This is a genomic window from Leifsonia xyli subsp. xyli str. CTCB07 (genome assembly GCF_000007665.1).
Classification (GTDB): Bacteria; Actinomycetota; Actinomycetes; order Actinomycetales; family Microbacteriaceae; genus Leifsonia; species Leifsonia xyli_C.
Map to the genome: position 1 here is coordinate 1,797,338 of NC_006087.1, position 18,884 is coordinate 1,816,221.

Sequence of the window (18,884 nt, forward strand, 5' to 3'; positions counted from 1 at the left end):
GGGCCGGCGATCGGGCGAGCCGGTGCTCGCAGTGTTGGGTTGTCGAATCGAGCGCATCGAAGTGCGCGAGGAAAGACTGCGAAGCCTGCTCCACCGCGTCGATCACGGACGCGCCCGAGCGCGCCCCTCGCCGAAGTTCGTAGCGAGTCTACCGGAATTCCGTGTGTGCTCCGACCGCCGCAGCGATCGTCCGCGCGAGGTCCTCCGGCGTGTGCGAGTGGTCGTGTGCTCGCGCACACGGCGCAGCACGGCCTGGTTCTCGGCGGGGGTCACGTCCTCTAGCCAGAACAGATCGTACGGCTCCAGCAACTTGCCAAGCTTCGCGGCCTGGATAGGTGTGAGCCGGTGGTGCGCGTCGTGCAGCAGCGGCAGCTCCGCCCCGAACTCGCTGCGGACGGCCTCGAAGACGCCCGGGATGTGCCGGAGATACGCGCGGGTGTCCCACTGCTCCTCGACCGGGACGACGCTGCGCCGGGCGGGCTCGTGGTCGTAGCGCGCGGTCGTGCCTCCCGCGCCCGCCGCGGCGTTCGCAGAGGAGGCGACGCCGTACACCGACGAGAGTCCCGGGACCCCGGTCTGGACGCGGATGGCCCGGTAGCCCTGCTCCTGGTGAGCGCGGATCGAGTCGAACAGCTCCGGCAGCTCCGCCCCGGAGGCGTGGCCATAGCAGAGGGTCCCGCGGCGGCTGCGCCCGCCGAGCAGCTGGTAGAGCGGCAGACCGGCGACTTTGGCCTTGATGTCCCAGAGCGCGGTGTCCACGGCGGCGATGGCGGCCATCGTCACCGGTCCGCGCCGCGGTATGAGGTACTGCCAGGTGTCCTCGATGGCATGTGCGTCGCGGCCGATCAGGAGAGGCACGACATGCTCGCTGAGGTAGGCGGCGACGGCGAGCTCGCGGCCGTTGAGGGTCGCGTCGCCCAGCCCGGTCACGCCGTCGCCGGTCGTGATGCGGAGGGTGACGAAGTTGCGACCGGGGCTTGTGACGAGGACGGCGGCGGTGATTCTCATGGGTTCGCTCCCTGCTGCCGGGCGGACAGGCGCTCGGCGAAGGGGTCAATCAGGGTGGACAGGTCGCGATGGTCGCCGGTCAGCCCACCGAGGGCGGCGAGCACGGCGCGGGCGCGGGCGGCCGGGGTCGCAGCGTCCCGCACCGTGGCGATGAGGGATGCCGCGCCGGGGTCGTTCACGCCGGGGTCGGTCAAGTGGCCGGCCCAAGCGGCGAGCACACCGAGCTGGGCGTCGCCGGGCGGCCGTCCGGCGACGAGGCGGGCGCGCAGCGGGTCGAGGAGGCGCGGGCCGAGCTTCCGCGAGCCGCCGGCCGCGATCTGGGCGAGGCGGTGCTCGATGCGGGCGTTGCCGAAGCGGGAGCGGAGGGCGGCCAGGGCGGCGTCCACCGTCTCGGCGTCGAAGGGCAGCTCGCTGCGCTGCTCCGACCAGAGGCCCTCCAGCTCGGCGGCGAGCGCCGGGTCGGCGACGGCCTCGGCCACGGTGGTGTGCCCCGCGGCGAGGCCCCGGTAGGCGGAGTGTCCGGCGTTGAGAAGCCAGAGCTTGCGGCGCTCGTAGGGGGCGATGTCCTCGACGAAGCGCGCTCCCCCGGCTTCCCACGCCGGCCGGCCGGGAAAGCCCCGGCGAGCACCCACTCCGCGAAGGGCTCGGCGACGACCGGAGCCGCATCGTCCCAGCCGGTGAGGCGGCGGACCGTGACACGGTCGGCGGCGGTGGCCGCGGACGTGATACGATCCACCATCGAGGAGACGAAGGAGACATCGGAACGAAGCCAGGCGGCGAAGTCCGGGTCCGCGCCGGGAGCGAGGAGAGCGAGCACCGCGTCCCGGATCACCGTGCCGTTCTCCGGCAGGTTGTCGCAGCCGACGACCGCGATACCGCCCGACCGGGTCTCGAACCGGGCGCGCAGCCCGTCGAGCACGCGGGCGGGGACGCCAGAGCCGGGCTCGTACCCGGCCTCGGTGACGGTCAGGGTGAGGACGCCGATCTCCGGGTCGGCCAGCACACGACGCCAGGCGTCCGCGTCCGCACCGTCGTGGACGCTGCTGAGCGCCTCCACGAGTGCCGTCGCGTCGCTGTCCGGGCCGCGCTCGATCAGGGTGTAGACGGCGTCCTGCGCCGCGAGCGCCCGTGCCGCCTCCGGCCGGCGGCCGGTGAATGCGGCGATTCCATAGCTGCCGCCGGCCTCGTTCGCCGCTTGCATGTACCAGGCTTGGTGCGCGCGGTGGAACGCGCCGAGGCCCAGGTGCGCCACCCGGACGGGGTGCCGCACTGAGCGGGGCGGCGGCGTCATACCGGCACCGCGAAACCGGCGCGGGCGGCCACAGCGCGGAGGTAGGCGAGGTTGTCACGGGTCCGCTGTTCGAGGGGCAGCCCGGTCGAGAAGTCCTCGCATGCCACCCAGCCGTCATAGCCGAACTCGCGCAAAGCGCGGAAGTAGCGGTCCACATCCCCGACGCCCGCCCACAGCGGCGCCCAGTCGTGACACCAGCGCACGGTGCCGTCCTCCTCCGGTCTCCCGGGCAGCCAGGCGACGTTCTTCACGTGGACGTGCACGAGATACGGGCCGAGCAGTTGCAGAGCGGAGAGGGTGCGCTCCTGGCCCTCGATGACGAGGTTGCCGAGATCGTGGATGACGCCCACGCTCTCCGGGTCGAGCCCATCGACCAGCCGGAAGGCGGCCGAAGCGGAGGGCGTGACCGTCTCGTGGTGCAGCTCGATGAGGGCCTTCACGCCGAGAGCGGCGGCGCAGGATGCCGCCCGCCCGACATCCTTGCGGGTCGCGGCGAAGAGATCGCGGTAGTCCCCGCTGTCGCTCCGGGGCAGCGTGATGCGCACCTGGCGCGCGCCGAGTTCGGCGGTCGCGGCCAGCGTCCGGTCGACGCTCTCGTGGTCGTCGGCGCGGGCGTAACCGCCGAGGCCGGAGAACTCCAGACCCGACTCACGGGTGATGCGGGCGATCTCGGGCAGCGCCCGCTCCAGCCCGGTGAGTGGCCAGGTGGCGCGGTTGCCGGCCCAGAAGCCGGGTGCCGCGGCATCCTCCTGGTCGGTCACGCGCCACTCGACCCCGTCCCAGCCCTGATCGCTCAGAACGGCCACGGCCTGCTCCGGGGTCCACTCGGGAGTGGAGGCGGTGAAGACGGAGAACCTCATGCGCTCACCCCCGTCGTCACGGCCACCTCGTCCAGGCGGATCGGGCGCCCGAGGCTGGCGGAAAGGTACACGGCGCGGACGACCGCGACCGAGAGGAGGGCATCGGCGACGGTGACGCCGGGAGCGCGGCGCTCGGCGATGGCGGCCACGATGTCCTCGTACTGCCGCAGATGGCCGGCGACGAACGGCTCCTCGCCACGGTCGCCGCCGCGCAGCTCCCCCGCCGGGACGAGATCGGCAGCGCGGTTGCCGTCGGCGTCAGCGGTGCCGAAGTACTCGAGCTGATCGTCGTCGATGATCGCCGAGCCGCGGTCGCCGTGGACCTGCACCCGCACCGACAGGCCCGGATAGGCGGCGGTCGTCGCGTGCAGCACGGCGAGCGCGCCGGAGGCGAAGCGGATGGTGGCGACCGCGACATCCTCGATCTCCACGCGCTCGTGCGCGAGGAGGGCCGTGCGGGCGTCGATCTCGACCGGACGGCCGAGGAACCAGACCAGCAGATCGACCGTGTGGACGCCCTGGTTCATGACCGCGCCGCCCCCGTCGAGCTCCCAGGTGCCGCGCCACTGCCCGGAGTCGTAGTACTCCTGGCTGCGCCACCACGCGACGGAGGCGACCCAGCCGGTCAGCCGGCCGAACACGCCGGAGTGGGCGGCCTCAGCGACGACGCGGGAGGCCGGGTCGAAGCGGTGCTGGCTGATGACGGAGACGACGAGGCCGCCCGGCTCGGCGCGCTGGGAGAGCGCGAGGATCTCCCGCGTGCGTGGCAGCGAGACATCGAACGGCTTCTCGATGACGACATGCTTGCCCGCGGCGAGCGCCTCCCGCGCGAGCACGACGTGCAGACCGCTCGGGGCGCAGATGACGACGATGTCGATGTCGGCCGCGGCGAGCGCAGAGCCGAGAGCGTCGAACTCTGCGGGGCGGGCCGCGCCCTCGGCGACGAGCTGGTCGGCGAGGGCGGCCGCAGCGGCGGGCGCAGCGTCCACCAGTGCCGTCAGGGCGAGGCCGGGATGCCGCAGGATGCGCGGGCGCTCTCGAACCCGGGCCGCGTGAACGCGGCGACCCGGGAGCGCATCGAGCGGGTGGCCCACGAACTCAGCTACACCCCGAACTCCCCGGCGCGCGCCCTCACCAGCGGACGCACCCGGGCCGTCGCGGTGCTCGTCTCGGACGTGACGAACCCCTTCTACTTCGGCGTCATCCGGGGCACGCAGCAGCAGCTGAAGGCCGCCGGGTACACGCAGCTGCTGGTCGACACCGAGGAGTCGGACGAACTGGAGGACGGGACGCTGCAGGGGCTGCGCCGCTCCTTCGACGGCGCGATCCTGGCCGCCTCCCGCCTCACCGACCGCCGGCTGACCGCGCTGGCCGCCGAGATCCCCGTCGTCGCCGTCAACCGGCAGACTCGCGGCGTCGCCAATGTGTTCATCGACACCCCGAACGGCGTCGAGCAGGCGGTCGGCCACCTCGCCGACGACGAGCCCTTCCCCGACCCGGCCGCCCTGCTCATCACCCCCGACCACTACGTGACCCGGACGCTGCACTCCCTGGGCGTCCCGCTCAGGGCTCTCGGCCTGGCGAAGAACGGCGTCCCCTCCCCCGCCTCCGGCCGCGCCATCTGGCGGACGCTCTGCGAGAATTGGGAGGCGTTCCTAGGGACACCGGTCCGGTTCTGGTTCGAGTCGGAGTTCAGCGAGGTGTTCGGCCTCACAGAGCACCCCTCCGCCGCGAACGCGGACGCGCTCTACGACCAGCTCGCCGAGATGATCTCCTCACCCGCGTTCCGCCCGCGCGCCCTGTTCGACCGGTTCCGCATCGCCGTGCTCGCCACCACCGACGACCCGGCCGACGACCTCGAAGCGCACGCCCGGCTCGCCGCCGATCCGGGCTTCACCGGCCGCGTGGTGCCCACCTTCCGGGCCGACCGCTACATGCACCCCGACGAGCCCGGCAGGGCCGGCCGGCTCGACCGGCTCGCCGCCGCGTCCGGCACGGACACGGGCAGCTACGCGGGCCTGCTCGCCGCGCTCCGCGCCCGCCGCGCTGCCTTCGCCGCCGCGGGCGGCACGGCGACCGACACCGGCGTGATCGACGCGGGCAGCGAGCCGCTGACCAAGACAGCCGCGGAGCGCATCCACCGCTCGGCCCTCGCCGGCGCGCTCGACCCCGCGGACGCGGTCGCGTACCGCCGCAACCTCCTCTACCGGCTCGCGGAGATGTCGGCCGAGGACGGCCTCGTGATGCAGCTGCACCCCGGGGTCCACCGAAACCACCACCGGCCCACCTTCGACCAGTACGGCCCGGACACCGGCCACGATCTGCACGCGGTCACCGCCTTCACCGAGCCGCTGACCCCGATCCTCCGGGACTTCGGCACGAACCCGACCTTCCGGCTCGTGCTGTTCACGGTGGACGAGACCGCCTTCTCCCGCGAGATCGCGCCGCTGGCCGGCTTCTATCCGTCGGTGTACGCCGGCGCGCCCTGGTGGTTCCTCGACACGCCCGCCGCCATCCTGCGCTACCGCCGCGCCATCACCGACAGCGCGGGCGTCGCCAAGACCAGCGGGTTCATCGACGACACCCGCGCGTTCTGCAGCATCCCGACCCGTCACGACATGTCGCGGCGGGTGGATGCGGCCTTCCTCGCTTCCCTGGTTGTGAGTCACCAGCTGGGGGGAGGAGGATGCTTTTGGGGTTGTTGGGCGGTTGGTGGGTGAGGTTCCGCGGGCGACGTTCCGGTTGGGGTGAGGCGAACGGGTACTCCAGGCTTCTGTATCCTGTGTTTCATGTTCCGGGTGTCTGTTGGTGAGGATGTTCGGGAGCTTGTCTTCGATCCGCGGGTGGCGGATGAGGTGTATCAGGTTCTGCGGTCGGCGGCGGCGGTCGAGGTTGGGGAGCGTACGCGTCAGTCGGTGGGGCGTGTGGCGGGGGTGGGGCGGCCGGTGTCCGGGGTGGTGGGGGTGCTCACCGATCCGTGTCCGGGGCCGGGTGTTCCGGCGCCGGTGTGCACGGCTCCGGCTGTGCTTGTGGGGCGGAGGGAGTTGCCGCGGCCGGGGGTGGCGCAGGGCCGGGGGCCGCATCATCACCGGCGCCCAATCGTTCTCCTCCGACGGCGACCTCAAACCCGTCCGCGGCCACAACCCCTCGGCGAGGACATTCCCCCGCTCGCTCCGCCGCCGTCCGCACCACTGGCCCCCGGGAAACCCGGCACACCCACCCATCCAATCGCATGAACCACCCCACCCACCGACCACACCGCCCCACCGTCCTGGTGGGTGCGCTGCTGTCCGTACTGTTCCTCGGAGGCTGTATGTCCGTCCCTGTCCTCTCCGAACCCCCACCCCAGCGGGGACCCCAGAAAACCCTCACCGAACTCCGAGAACAAGCCCTCGACCTCGTCAACACCACCCGCGATGCCACCGGCCTTGCGGACGGTTGGTACCTCGGCTCAAAAGCCGATGGCGGAGGCACACTCTGGACGCCGGACATCATCACCCAATATCCCCCGAGCTCTGCGGCATGGGCCGCCGCACCCCCGCCCCCTCCGCCTGCAAATGAACATCAGCCACGACCCCGGTGTGGACCCCAAAGTCCTCGCCGACCGGGTCACCCCCGTCTGGCAGGAACACGGATTCACCGTCAGCACCGTTACCCCCTACCAAACATTCCGTGACGGAACCCGCACCACCAGCATCCGCGGCGACCGCGGCGACGGCGCAATGGTCGGGCTCTTCGCCAGCGACGGAATCGTCAGCATCGACATCCACACCACGTGCTCCACCCACGACACCGTCCTCGACGAAGACCGCCGCACCGCCGAAGCCACCATCCCCACACTCCCGCCAACCCCCACACCCTGACCCCCGTCACACAGCGGCCCCCGCTCCCGCCCGCAGGCTACGCTGGAGCAAAGACGCTCAACGCATAAGGAGTCCTCCGTGCCCGAAAACGATGCCCAGGCCAACATCGGAGTCGTCGGCCTGGCGGTGATGGGGTCCAACCTCGCCCGCAACCTCGCCTCGCGCGAGGGCAACACGGTCGCCGTCTACAACCGCACCTTCGCGCGCACCGAGGACCTCGTGGGGGCGCATCCCGAAGCCGGTTTCGTCGCTTCGGAGTCGATCGACGACTTCGTTGCGTCGCTGGCGACGCCGCGCACCGCGATCATCATGGTGCAGGCGGGCAAGGGGACGGACGCCGTGATCGACCAGCTGGTCGAGCGGTTCGAGCCGGGGGACATCATCGTGGACGGCGGCAACGCCAACTTCCTCGACACGATCGAGCGGGAGAAGCGGGTCTCGGCCACGGGCGTCCACTTCGTCGGCGCCGGGATCTCGGGCGGCGAGGAGGGCGCGCTCAAGGGGCCGTCGATCATGCCGGGCGGCACGGCCGAGTCATACAAGACGCTCGGGCCCATCCTGGCCTCCATCGCCGCCATCGCCGAAGGCGAGCCGTGCGTGACCCACATCGGCACGGACGGCGCCGGGCACTTCGTCAAGATGATCCACAACGGCATCGAGTACGCCGACATGCAGCTGATCGCCGAAGCCTACGACCTGCTCCGCATGGTCGGCGGCCTTGAGCCGGCCGCCATCGCCGACGTCTTCGCGGAGTGGAACACCGGCTCCCTGGAGTCGTACCTCATCGAGATCACGGCGAAGGTCCTGCGCCAGGTGGATGCGGAGACCGGCAAGCCGTTCGTGGACATCGTGCTCGACCAGGCCGGGTCCAAGGGCACCGGTGTCTGGACGGTCCAGAACGCCCTCGACCTCGGCATCCCGGTCGGCGGCATCGCCGAGGCCGTCTTCGCCCGCGCCGTCTCCTCGAAGCCCGCTCAGCGCACGGCCGTGCAGCGCGTCATCACCTCGCGCCCCGAAGCGCAGAGACCGGAAGACCTGGCCGCCTTCGCCGACGACGTCTCGAAGGCGCTCTACGCCTCCAAGATCGTCGCCTACGCCCAGGGCTTCGACGCCATCGTCGCCGGTGCCGAGAAGTACGGCTGGAAACTCGACAAAGACAAGATCGCCAAGATCTGGCGCGGCGGCTGCATCATTCGCGCCCAGTTCCTGGGCCGCATCGCCGACGCCTACGAAGAGAACGCCGACATCGCGACCCTGCTCGAAGCCCCCTACTTCGCCGACGCCCTCCGCGAGGGCGAGGCCGCCTGGCGCCGGATCGTCGCGACCGCCGCTCTATCGGGTGTGCCGGTCCCGGGCTTCGGCGCGGCGCTGTCGTACTACGACTCGCTCGCCTCCGGACGCCTCCCCGCCGCGCTCGTGCAGGGTCAGCGCGACTTCTTCGGCGCCCACACCTACAAGCGCGTCGACAAGGACGGCACCTTCCACACGCTGTGGTCGGGCGACCGCACCGAGATCGAGACGGAAGGGTCGTCGCACTAGCGAGACCGTCCCTGCGCTCAAGGCCCCGGCACGTGAACTGACCTGAACTGACCCCTGGGTCCTTCTCGCTTGCAATCGGCCCCCACCCGGCTCAGACTCGGAAGCGTGACGTTCGAGGAGCACCCGGAGCTGGTGGAGTACGAACCGTCCGATCGGCCGCTCCGCGGACGCCGGGCGACCATCGCCGCGCGCGCGTTCGTGTGCGTGGCGGTGACGGCACTCCTGCTGCCGAGCGTGCTGGTGACGATCAGCGTCCAGACGGAGACAGCCACGAACACCTGCGCGGTGTACACCGAGCGCTACGCACCGGATGCGGCCGGATCGTCCGCACGGTTCGAGCTGTTCGCCCCGGTGGGACCGGGATGGCAGTGCTACGCGCTGAACACCGAGGGGGACGCGAGGTTCGTCGCGCCGCTGGGACTCATCCCCTCGACGCCGCACTCGCTGGGCTGACGCGGAGCAGCGGAGGCGTCACCGGACCGCGCGCGCCAGTCGCGGCGCCTCCGGCGTGCCCGAGGGCAGGGACGTGAACCCGAGCCGCGCGTAGAACGCCGCCGCGTTCCGGTTACCGGCGCCGTAGTTCAGATGCACGCCCGGAACCCCGCGGTCGCCGAGTGCGCCGAACAGCGCCGCCATCAGCTGCCGGCCCGCGCCGCGGCCACGAGCCAACGGGAGCAAATCGATGTGCAGGTGGGCGGGGAAGCGCCGCCGTTCGTCCACCGGCGGAAGCGCGGCGTGCGGATGTTGGGCCGCCTCCCGTATCCGGGTCTCGTCGGGATGCTCGCGCGCAGACGGAAAGTACCGCCGGCGACGCAAGGGCCACCACTCATCGCGGAACCAGTCGGCGTACACCCTCGAATCGGCGGTCGCCAGCACATACCCGACGATGCGCTCTCCTTCGGTCTCCTCGTCGCGGAGGACGAAGGCGAGTGCCGGATCGTGGACGAGATACGGCATCGCGAACACCTCGGGCACGAGAGCAGGCTCGAGGTACAGCCCCGACACCGATTCTCCGGCCAATGCCGTGCGGATGCAGATCTCGGCGATCGCAGCGGCCTCGGCGGCCTCCTCCGGCTGGTAGGGGGCGACACGGAGGCCATTCACGACTGTCACCGTTTGCCGTTGAGCAGCCCGGTCATCTCGGACGCCGCATCCGCCGTCGCATCGGCAACGGACTTCCGCCCCGAGAGGATCGCCTGCATCATGCTCTGAGTCGTCTGCTTCGCCTGCACCGCTCTGAAGGTCGGTGCGACCGGCACGGCCGCTCCCCCGTGGATCGGCTGCTCGGCGAAACCGGCGACGACCGGATCGTCGGCGGCGACGGTCTTCTGGAGCGCCGAGTTCTGGGCGGGGAAGAACCCGGTTGCTTCCACGAACTTCTGGGCGTACTCTCCGCTCGTCAGGAGCTCCACGAACTGCCAGGCCAGGTCCTCGTGCTTGGTCGTCCGAAACACCGAAAGATGCGATCCGCCGTCCTTGCCGGGGATGGGCGCCGACGCGATCTTACCCGCGAGGCCGGGGGTTTTGGAGGTCACGCTGCCGATGGTCCACGAACCCTGGATGGCCATTGCCGTCTCGCCCTGGGCGAAGTGGTCGAGCACGTCTGTCTCCTTCCAGGTGGCCGCGCCCGCGGTGGAGAAGCCGTGCGCCAGCGCCAGGTCGGTGTAGAACCGCAGCCCCTCGCGGGACTCGGTGGAGTCAAGCCGGCTCGTCCAGGTTCCGTCCGCCGCCTGCGTCGCGACCTCGCCTCCCGCGCCCCACACCCACGGGTAGGCGGAGAACTCCGCGTCCCCGGGCACCGGGAACGCGATCAGCCCGGGATGCGCCGCCGTGATCGCCGCGGCTGCGGTCACCAGCTCATCCCAGCTGGTCGGAGCCGAGAGGCCGAGCCCTTCCAGAATATCGGTGCGGTACATCAAGGCGCGGATCGCCGTGTAGAACGGCATCCCATACAGCTCGCCGTCGAGTTCGCCAGACTCGCGGAGCCCGGCGACCATGTCTTTCTCCATCCCGGCCTTCCGCACCCGGTCGGTGAGCGGCACCAGCACGCCGGCGTCGGCGTACTCCGGTGTCCAGGTGTTGCCGATCTCGGCGAAACCCGGCGTGGTGCCACCGGCGATGGCCGTCTGGAAACGGTTCTTGGCATCCGCCCAGGCGACCTCCTGGATCGTCACGGTCGCGCCGCCGGTCTTGCGCTCGAACGCACGCGCCAGGTCTGCGTAGAAGCCCTCCATCGGCGGCTGGGGGCCCTTCATCAGCCAGACGGTGATCGAGCCGCGGCTCTCGCCGTAGGTCGGACCGGTCGCACACCCCACGAGGAGAGCGGCCGCTGCGGCCGCTGCGAGAACGGAAAGACGACGACGAATTCTCATGACATCGACGCTAGCGTCCGGAACCGACCGTCTCAACGCTGGTATTTCTCATTGCACGCATTGCGGCCGCACCGGATAGGAGATGAGGCTCCCCCGCCGAACTCGACCAAACGGAGCGGGGCGGGACCAGCAGCGGAGGTGGCTATGCGGCGCCGTCGAACATCGAGGTCACCGAGCCATCGGTGAAGACCTGCTCGATCGCATCGGCGAGGAGGGGGGCGATCGGGAGGACCGTCAGCTTGTCCCAGCGTTTGTGCTCGGGAAGGGGGAGCGTGTCGGTGACCACGACCGAGTCGATGAACTCCGACTGGAGGAGTTCGACGGCCGGATCGCTGAAGACAGCGTGCGTCGCGGCGACGACGACGCCGGTGGCGCCGCTGGCCTTGAGCGCCTCGGCCGCCTTGACGATCGTGCGGCCGGTGTCGATGAGGTCGTCCACGAGCAGGCAGACGCGGCCGCTCACATCGCCGACGATCTCATGCACGGAGACCTGGTTGGGGACCAGCGGATCGCGGCGCTTGTGGATGATCGCGAGCGGGACGCCCAGCTTGTCGCTCCAGATGTCGGCCACGCGCACGCGGCCCATATCGGGCGAGACGACGGTCAGCGTGGACGGGTCGAGCTCGCGGCGCATGTGCTCGAGCAGCACCGGCATGGCGAACAGGTGGTCGACCGGACCGTCGAAGAAGCCCTGGATCTGCGCGGCGTGGAGGTCGACGGACATAATGCGGTCGGCTCCCGCGGCCTTGAACAGGTCGGCCACCAGGCGCGCCGAGATCGGCTCGCGGCCGCGGCCCTTCTTGTCTTGGCGGGCGTAGGGGTAGAAGGGGGCGACCACAGTGATCCGCTTGGCCGAGGCGCGCTTGAGCGCATCCACCATGATCAGCTGCTCCATGAGCCACTCGTTGATCGGGGAGGTGTGCGACTGGATGATGAAGGCGTCGGAGCCGCGGACGCTCTCGTCGAACCGCGCGTAGATCTCGCCGTTGGCGAAGGTGCGGGCGTCCGTCGGGACCAGCTCGCTGCCGAGGCAGGCGGCGATCTGCTGCGCTAGTTCGGGATGAGCGCGCCCCGAGATCAGAACGAGTCGTTTCTGGCCGGTGGCAGTGATCCCTGACACTTACTCTCCGCTCTCTTCCGCAGCATTGCTGGCCTCAGCGGCCCCGTTCCGTTGGGCGGCCCTGGCGGCGTCTGTGCCCGGCCGCCTCTGAGCGACCCAGCCTTCGATGTTCCGTTGCGGCGCGACGGTGACGGCGAGGGAACCCGCCGGCACATCCTTGCGGACCACCGTCCCCGCCCCGGTGTACGCTCCGTCGCCCATCCTAACGGGCGCGACGAACACTGTGTTCGTGGCGACCCGGACGTGCGACCCGATCTCGGTGCGGTGCTTGTTCACGCCATCGTAGTTCGCCGTGATGACGCCCGCGCCGAGGTTGGACTTCTCCCCGACCTCGGCGTCGCCGACGTAGTTGAAATGGGCGAGTTTGGCGCCCGCGCCGATGACAGCGTTCTTGGTCTCCACGAACGTCCCGATCTTCCCGTCCGCGCCGAGCACGGTCCCCGGGCGCAGGTACGCGAACGGCCCGACCGTGGCGGCGGCGCCGATCACGGCGAGCGTGGCGTCGGTGCGCTTCACGGTCGCGCCCGCGCCGACCTCGGTGTCGAGCAGGGTGGTGTCGGGGCCGATCGTCGCCCCCGTCTCGACGGCGGTCGCCCCGCGCAGCTGCGTGCCGGGCAGGAGGGTCACATCCGGGGCCAGCCTCACCCTCACGTCGATCCACGTGGTCGCCGGGTCCTGCACGGTCACCCCGGCGAGCTGCCAGGCGCGCACGGTCAGGGCGTTGAGCTTCGCTGCTGCCTCGCTGAGCTGCGCGCGGTCATTGATGCCATCGACCAGCCACGAGTCGGAGACGGGCAGCGCATCCACATCGAAACCGGACTCGCGCAACAGCCCGATCACATCGGTGATGTACTTCTCGCCCTGCGCATTGTCGGTGGTGATCGCCGCGAGCTTGTCGCGCAGCGCCGCGGCGCCGAACACGTAGATGCCCGCGTTGATCTCGCCGATCGCGCGCTCGGCCTCGGTCGCGTCCTTGTGCTCCACGATCCGGTCGAGGCGCCCGGTGGAGGTGCGCACGATGCGGCCGTAGCCGGCGGCGACCGCCGGGAACGCGGACAGGATGGTCGCGGCCGAGCCGCCCGCCCGGTGTGCCGCGATCAGCTCGCGCAGCGTCCCTGCGTCCAGCAACGGGACATCGCCGTTCACCACCAGCACGTCGCCGGAGAAGTCCGCCGGCAGCGCCGCGACGGCCTGCTCGACCGCGCGCCCGGTGCCGGGGACCTCGTCCTGGTCCACGATGACCGCCTCGGGCAGCTCCACGCCGATCACCTCGGCCAGACGGTCGCGCTCGTGCCGTACGACGGCCACGACCTCGGCGGCCTCCAGCGCCCGAGCGGTCTCCAGCACATGGGCGATGACGGGGATACCGCCGAGCGGGTGCAGGAGTTTGGGCGTGGCGGACTTCATCCGCGTCCCCTGCCCCGCCGCGAGCACGACGATGGCGAGATTCTGGTCGGTCATGATTCTCCGGGGCATTCGGTCGGACAGACAGGTCGCAGATGGCTCCGCCTCCAGGACTCGAACCTGGACCTCACAGCTCCAAAGGCTGTCGTGCTGCCATTACACCAAGGCGGAACGCGCGACGCGCACACCCAGTCTGCCAGACCGGCATCCCCGGCGACGCCGAATAGCATGGAGGGATGGCGGAGGCACGAGACGGAATCCCGCGCGATGACGTCGATCGCATCGTCGACGCCTGGCTGCGCGAGCGCAGCGACCTCGATTTCTCCCCGCTGCAAGTCCTCAGCCGCGTCGCCCGCCTCTCCCGGCATCTCAACCGGGCCCGCCGGAGCGCGTTCGAGCGCTCGGACCTCGACTCCTGGGAGTTCGACGTGCTCTCCGCCCTCCGCCGCGCCGGCTCGCCCTACCAGTTGAGCCCGAAGGCACTGCTCCGGGAGACGCTGGTCTCCAGCGGCACCATGACCAACCGCATCGACCGGCTGGCCGAGCGCGGGCTGGTCGAGCGCCGCACCGACCCGAACGACGGACGCGGCATCCTGGCGCAGATGACGGAGCAGGGACTGGCGCGGGTGGACACGGCGATCGCCCGGCTGGTGGACGCGGAGGCCGAACTGCTGAAAGGGCTGTCGGGGGTGGAGCAAGAGCGGCTGGCGGGGCTGCTGCGGAAGCTGAGCCTGGGGTTCGACACGGGGGCGTGAACCCGGCGCCCGTGTCTGCCCGGCCTCGCTTCTCCCGGGCTCCCAGGAGACTGTTATCCCCCGCTCATAGACTCGGCTCCCGATGAAATTCTCCCGCCTGAAGCGCCTGCCCTCCCGGCTCAAGCGCGCCGCACGCTTCGAGGTCCACGCGCACTGGCGGCGGCAGCCGATCGCCCTCGGCTCGGTGTTCTACGAGTCCTTCTCCGGGAACGGGATGCTGGACAACCCGGAGGCGCTGTTCCGCGAGCTGCTGGCCGCGCCGGACCTGACGCACCTGACGCACATCTGGGCCCTCTCCGACCTGAAGCAGTACAGTGCCACGGTCGCGGAGTTCGCCGGCGACCCCCGGGTCAGCTTCGTGCGCTCCGGGTCGGCGGCCTACTATCGCGCGCTCGCAACCAGCCAGTACCTCATCAACAATGCGACGTTCCCGCCGGACTTCTCCAAACGTCCCAGCCAGGTCTACCTGAACACCTGGCACGGGACGCCGCTGAAACGAATGGGCTACGACATCGAGAACGGCGCCCTGGCCACGGCCAACATCGTCCGGAACTTCGTCCAGGCCGACTACCTCCTCGCCGCGAACGCGTTCATGGCCGAGCAGATGTACGAGAGGGCTTACAAGCTGACCGGGATCTACCGGGGGACGCTGGTCGAGGAGGGCTACCCCCGCATCGACCGGCAGTTCCTGGACGAGGCCGGCCGCGAGGAGGTGCGCCAGCGTCTGACGGCGAGCGGGATCCCGCTCGGGGATCGCAAGATCGTGCTGTACGCGCCGACGTGGAAGGGCACGAGCTTCGGCCGCCCAGAGGACGACCTGGACGAGCTGATGGCACATATCGCCCAGGTCGAGGAGCGCATCGACACGAGCCGCTACGCGGTGCTGCTGAAGACGCACCAGACCGTCCACAAGCTGGCCGTGGGCCGGCCGGAGCTGCAACGGGCACTGGTGCCGAACGAGATCCCGACCAACCTGGTGCTCGGCGCGTCGGACATCCTGATCTCCGACTACTCCTCCATCTTCTTCGACTTCCTGCAGACCGGGCGGCCGGTCCTGTTCTTCGCGCCCGACCGCGCGGACTACGCCGAAGCCCGCGGCCTGTACTTCGAGCCGGAGGAGTGGCCGGGGCCGGTGTTCGCGTCGGCGCGCGAGCTGGGCGACGCCCTCGAGGCCGTCGCCGCCGACGGGGACGCCGTTCCCGCCGCAGCGCGCGAACGCTACCGCGGGATGCAGCAGCGCTTCACGCCGCACGAGGACGGATCGGCGTCGAAGCGCGTGATCGACCTCGTGTTCCGCGGCAACCGGGAGGGTCTGCGGCTGCGCACCGGCCTCGACCAGGACGGCCGCGAGAAGATCCTGCTGTACCTGGGCGGAATGCGGCCGAACGGCATCACCACCTCAGCGCTGAACCTGCTCAACAACATCGACCACGACCGCTACGACGTCTCCACGTTCTTCGCGCAGAGCCGCAACCGGGCGGCCATCGGGAAGCAGCAGCAGATCCATCCGGCGGTCCGCCAGTTCCCGCGCGTCGGCGGCATGAACGGCACGAAGCTGCTGCATCTCGAGCGACACCTCGACTTCCGCCGCGGGCGCACGGCACGGCACGCGGAGGACATCGCGCAGAACCAGCTGTGGGACGACGAGTGGTATCGCTGCTTCGGAGACAGCCGCTTCGGCTACGTGGTCGATTTCTCCGGCTACGGGCCATTCTGGGCCATCCTGCTCCTGCACTCCCCCGACGCGCAACGAGCGATCTGGCTGCACAACGACCTCGCGGCCGATGCGCACCGCGAGGTACACGGCGAGAAGCGGATGCTGCACAGCCTCACCGAGCTGTTCACGCTGTACAGCCAATACGACCACCTGGTCTCGGTCTCGCCCACCCTCTCGGAGATCAACCGCGCCTCGCTGGCGGACTACGCCGCACCGGAGAAGTTCGTCTCGGCGCTGAACACGGTGGATGCCGATCACATTCTGGAGAACGCGGCCGCCGACCTCCGCGAGCTCGCCGTCGACGAGGAGACCGGCTGCGTCCCGGACTGGGCGGAGGCTCTGCTCGCGGACGACGGCGTGAAGACCTTCGTTAACGTCGGACGGCTCTCGCCGGAGAAGAACCAGGCCCGCCTCATCCGGGCGTTCGCGGACGTGTACGCGGAGAACCCGAAGACACGGCTGCTGATCGTGGGCTCGGGTCCGCTCACGGGCGAGCTGGAGGCGCTGATCGTGGAGCGCGGGCTCGCCGGGTCCGTGTTCCTGACCGGGATGCAGCCCAACCCGCACGCGATCATGGCGAGGGCCGACTGCTTCGTGCTGTCGAGCGACTACGAGGGCCAGCCGATGGTGATCCTGGAAGCGCTCGTCCTCGACCTGCCGATCGTGACGGTGGAGTTCGCCTCCGCGAAGAACGCGCTGCCGGCCGGGAGCGGACTCGTCGTGCCGCAGACGGACGCGGGCGTCGCCGGCGGTCTCCGGGCGTATCTCGCCGGCGACGTCCCCGCCAACCACTTCGACGGCACCGCCTACAACCGCAAGGCCGTCGCCGAGTTCTACACCGCCATCGGGGCCGTCCCCCTCGGCTAGCCATCGCTTCCTCCGTTTTTCCGGCCCGCGGCGGCGTGGGGGCCGGAAAAACGGAGAAAGCGATGAGTGAGGGAAGGGGGGATTAGTGTAGGGGGATATGGCGCATCTTCTGGGGGCGGAGTCCCTGCATCTTGAGTTTCCCACCCGCGTTGTCTTCGACTCGGTTTCGCTCGGGGTCGACGAGGGCGACCGTATCGGCATCGTCGGCCGCAACGGCGACGGCAAATCGAGCCTCCTCGGGATGCTGTCGGGCCGCATCCCGCCAGACTCCGGCCGGGTGACGGTGCGCGGCGGTGTCCGGATCGGCGTGCTCGACCAGGCGGACACGCTCGCGGACGACGAGACGATCGGGCACGCTGTGGTCGGCGACGCACCCGAGCACGAGTGGGCGGGCGACGCTCGGGTGCGGGACGTGATCGCCGGTCTGCTCGGCGACCTGCCGTGGGAGGCGCGGCTGAGCAGCCTCTCCGGCGGTCAGCGCCGCCGGGTCGCCCTGGCCCAGCTACTGACGGGCGACTGGGATGTGCTGGCTCTGGACGAGCCCACCAACCACCTCGATGTCGAGGCGATCGCCTGGCTGGCCGAGCACCTGAAGCGGCGCTGGACGGCCACCGCGGGCGGGCTGCTGGTCGTGACGCACGATCGGTGGTTCCTGGACGAGGTGTGTACGGCGACGTGGGAGGTACACGACCGGATCGTGGAGCCGTTCGAGGGCGGCTACGCCGCCTACATCCTGCAGCGCGTCGAGCGCGACCGCCAGGCGGCGGCGATCGAGGCCCGGAGGCAGAACATCGCGCGGAAGGAGCTGGCGTGGCTGCGCCGCGGCGCTCCCGCCCGCACATCGAAGCCGAAGTTCCGCATCGACGCGGCCAACGCGCTCATCGCCGACGTCCCCGAGATCCGCGACCGGGTCTCACTCCAGTCGCTCGCTGTCTCCCGGCTCGGCAAAGACGTGGTCGACATCCTGGGCGCCTCGGCCGGCTACGGGGACCGCGAGATCCTGCACGAGGTGGAGTGGCGGATCGCCCCGGGCGAGCGCACCGGCGTCCTGGGCGTCAACGGGGCCGGCAAATCGACGCTGCTGGGCCTCGTGGCGGGGACGGTCGAGCCCACCTCCGGTCGCGTGAAGCGGAGCAAGACGGTCCGCGTCGCAACCCTCACGCAGCGGATGGACGAACTCGACCAGCACCGCGACGACCCGGTGCGCGTGGTCGTCTCGGGCCTGCGCACCAGCTACACCCTCGGCAGCGACTCGAAGGCCCAGGAGATCACTCCGGGCCAGCTGCTGGAGCGGATGGGCTTCGCCTCCGCGCAGCTCTCCACCCCGGTGAAGGATCTCTCCGGCGGACAGCAGCGCCGCCTCCAGCTCCTCCTCATCCTGATCGACCAGCCGAACGTCCTCATCCTGGACGAGCCCACCAACGACCTGGACACCGACATGCTCGCCGCGGTCGAGGATCTGCTCGACTCCTGGGCGGGGACGCTGATCGTGGTCTCGCACGACCGGTACTTCCTGGAGCGGGTGACAGACCAGCAGTTCGCGATCCTGGACCGGCGGCTGCGGCACCTGCCGGGCGGGGTGGACGAGTACCTGCGGCTGCGGAAGAACCAGCAGCGCCGGGACGCCGCGCGAGCGTCCGCACCCGCCGGGGGCTCAGGCCCCGCACCTGCCGCCGCCACGACAGCCGCCCCGGCGCTCAGCGGCGGCGAGCTGCGGGCGGCTCAGAAGGAGCTCGCCTCGATCGAACGCCGCCTCTCCAAGCTCACCGGCCGAATCGACGCGAAACGCACAGCGCTCGCCGAACGCGACCAGTCGGACTACGTGGGGCTGGGCGAGGAGCTGACGGCGATCGGCGAGCTGGAACGGGAGACCGAGCAGCTTGAGGAGCGGTGGCTAGAGCTGTCGGAGCAGGTGTGAGCCCGCGCCCCCAAGACGGAGCGAACCCGCTGCCGTCCGCGCATATGCGAGTACTTTCCGAGACGGCCCGCTCGCTTCTTCCCTCCCGATCAGCGCGGGCGGACAAGAGCGTGCGGGTGACGGACACGGTTTGGAGGACAACCGCATCGGCCGCGAGCTTCCGGGGATGC

General features: G+C 70.5%; 12 protein-coding genes, 1 tRNA gene and 3 pseudogenes. 7 read left to right on the forward strand and 9 right to left on the reverse strand.

Features of this window, described 5'->3' with window-relative positions; all coding sequences use genetic code 11:
* Positions 1 to 216 precede the first annotated feature (216 nt).
* From LXX_RS08525 to LXX_RS08540, 4 genes and pseudogenes are all read right to left on the reverse strand, one after another.
* Positions 217 to 1,008: pseudogene (locus LXX_RS08525) on the reverse strand (enolase C-terminal domain-like protein); the annotation flags it as partial.
* A pseudogene (locus LXX_RS16820) lies at positions 1,005 to 2,299 on the reverse strand (mannitol dehydrogenase family protein). The pseudogenes LXX_RS08525 and LXX_RS16820, both read right to left, overlap by 4 nt.
* A complete protein-coding gene (locus LXX_RS08535; RefSeq protein ID WP_041767644.1) occupies positions 2,296 to 3,159 on the reverse strand; it encodes a sugar phosphate isomerase/epimerase family protein in 864 nt (287 codons plus the stop codon). The pseudogene LXX_RS16820 and the gene LXX_RS08535 overlap by 4 nt, the downstream one beginning before the upstream one ends.
* On the reverse strand, positions 3,156 to 4,253 hold the full coding sequence (locus LXX_RS08540; RefSeq protein ID WP_011186480.1) for a Gfo/Idh/MocA family protein: 1,098 nt from the start codon (positions 4,251 to 4,253) through the stop codon (positions 3,156 to 3,158). Before LXX_RS08540 ends, LXX_RS08535 begins: the two co-directional genes overlap by 4 nt.
* Here LXX_RS08540 and uxaC point away from each other — a divergent pair.
* The 4 genes and pseudogenes from uxaC to LXX_RS08560 form a co-directional block, all read left to right on the forward strand.
* Positions 4,185 to 5,879: pseudogene (uxaC, locus tag LXX_RS08545) on the forward strand (glucuronate isomerase); the annotation flags it as partial. The gene LXX_RS08540 and the pseudogene uxaC overlap by 69 nt on opposite strands.
* An 837-nt stretch (positions 5,880 to 6,716) precedes the next feature.
* Positions 6,717 to 7,022 carry a hypothetical protein gene (locus LXX_RS12740; protein WP_141692765.1) on the forward strand — a complete coding sequence of 102 codons (306 nt, stop codon included), beginning with the start codon at positions 6,717 to 6,719 and terminating at the stop codon, positions 7,020 to 7,022.
* 129 nt (positions 7,023 to 7,151) lie between these two features.
* Positions 7,152 to 8,561: an NADP-dependent phosphogluconate dehydrogenase gene (gene gndA, locus LXX_RS08555; RefSeq protein ID WP_050738000.1), complete on the forward strand. Its 1,410-nt coding sequence runs from the start codon at positions 7,152 to 7,154 to the stop codon at positions 8,559 to 8,561.
* 105 nt (positions 8,562 to 8,666) lie between these two features.
* Positions 8,667 to 9,014: a hypothetical protein gene (locus LXX_RS08560; RefSeq protein ID WP_011186484.1), complete on the forward strand. Its 348-nt coding sequence runs from the start codon at positions 8,667 to 8,669 to the stop codon at positions 9,012 to 9,014.
* Between the two features lie 18 nt (positions 9,015 to 9,032).
* Here the strand turns inward: LXX_RS08560 and LXX_RS08565 are convergent, their stop codons facing one another.
* The 5 genes from LXX_RS08565 to LXX_RS08585 all read right to left on the reverse strand — a co-directional run bounded on the left by LXX_RS08565 (position 9,033) and on the right by LXX_RS08585 (position 13,628).
* Positions 9,033 to 9,665: a GNAT family N-acetyltransferase gene (locus LXX_RS08565; RefSeq protein WP_011186485.1), complete on the reverse strand. Its 633-nt coding sequence runs from the start codon at positions 9,663 to 9,665 to the stop codon at positions 9,033 to 9,035.
* A 5-nt stretch (positions 9,666 to 9,670) separates the two neighbouring features.
* Positions 9,671 to 10,933, reverse strand: a complete 1,263-nt coding sequence (locus LXX_RS08570; protein WP_011186486.1) for a sugar ABC transporter substrate-binding protein — start codon at positions 10,931 to 10,933, stop codon at positions 9,671 to 9,673.
* A 142-nt stretch (positions 10,934 to 11,075) separates the two neighbouring features.
* A complete protein-coding gene (locus LXX_RS08575; RefSeq protein ID WP_011186487.1) occupies positions 11,076 to 12,053 on the reverse strand; it encodes a ribose-phosphate diphosphokinase in 978 nt (325 codons plus the stop codon).
* Positions 12,054 to 13,514 carry a bifunctional UDP-N-acetylglucosamine diphosphorylase/glucosamine-1-phosphate N-acetyltransferase GlmU gene (gene glmU / locus LXX_RS08580; protein WP_041767647.1) on the reverse strand — a complete coding sequence of 487 codons (1,461 nt, stop codon included), beginning with the start codon at positions 13,512 to 13,514 and terminating at the stop codon, positions 12,054 to 12,056.
* A gap of 39 nt (positions 13,515 to 13,553) precedes the next feature.
* Positions 13,554 to 13,628 (reverse strand) — tRNA-Gln (locus LXX_RS08585).
* A gap of 65 nt (positions 13,629 to 13,693) precedes the next feature.
* Here LXX_RS08585 and LXX_RS08590 point away from each other — a divergent pair.
* The 3 genes from LXX_RS08590 (at position 13,694) to LXX_RS08600 (ending at position 18,714) form a co-directional block, all read left to right on the forward strand.
* Complete coding sequence (locus LXX_RS08590) at positions 13,694 to 14,212, forward strand: MarR family winged helix-turn-helix transcriptional regulator (RefSeq protein WP_011186489.1); 519 nt, start codon at positions 13,694 to 13,696, stop codon at positions 14,210 to 14,212.
* A gap of 82 nt (positions 14,213 to 14,294) precedes the next feature.
* Positions 14,295 to 16,796, forward strand: a complete 2,502-nt coding sequence (locus tag LXX_RS08595; protein ID WP_011186490.1) for a glycosyltransferase — start codon at positions 14,295 to 14,297, stop codon at positions 16,794 to 16,796.
* A 97-nt stretch (positions 16,797 to 16,893) separates the two neighbouring features.
* Positions 16,894 to 18,714 (forward strand): ABC-F family ATP-binding cassette domain-containing protein, encoded by a 1,821-nt coding sequence (locus LXX_RS08600; RefSeq protein ID WP_011186491.1) that lies wholly within the window; start codon positions 16,894 to 16,896, stop codon positions 18,712 to 18,714.
* The last annotated feature ends 170 nt before the right edge of the window (positions 18,715 to 18,884 follow it).

What these genes read in the sequence shown, in the direction of transcription:
- LXX_RS08535 (WP_041767644.1), bottom strand. Translation starts at nt 3,159, where the DNA reads ATGAGGTTCTCCGTCTTCACCGCCTCCACTCCCGAGTGGACCCCGGAG.
- LXX_RS08570 (WP_011186486.1), bottom strand. Translation starts at nt 10,933, where the DNA reads ATGAGAATTCGTCGTCGTCTTTCCGTTCTCGCAGCGGCCGCAGCGGCC.
- LXX_RS08595 (WP_011186490.1), top strand. Translation starts at nt 14,295, where the DNA reads ATGAAATTCTCCCGCCTGAAGCGCCTGCCCTCCCGGCTCAAGCGCGCC.
- glmU (WP_041767647.1), bottom strand. Translation starts at nt 13,514, where the DNA reads ATGACCGACCAGAATCTCGCCATCGTCGTGCTCGCGGCGGGGCAGGGG.
- LXX_RS08600 (WP_011186491.1), top strand. Translation starts at nt 16,894, where the DNA reads ATGGCGCATCTTCTGGGGGCGGAGTCCCTGCATCTTGAGTTTCCCACC.
- LXX_RS08590 (WP_011186489.1), top strand. Translation starts at nt 13,694, where the DNA reads ATGGCGGAGGCACGAGACGGAATCCCGCGCGATGACGTCGATCGCATC.
- LXX_RS12740 (WP_141692765.1), top strand. Translation starts at nt 6,717, where the DNA reads ATGAACATCAGCCACGACCCCGGTGTGGACCCCAAAGTCCTCGCCGAC.
- gndA (WP_050738000.1), top strand. Translation starts at nt 7,152, where the DNA reads ATGGGGTCCAACCTCGCCCGCAACCTCGCCTCGCGCGAGGGCAACACG.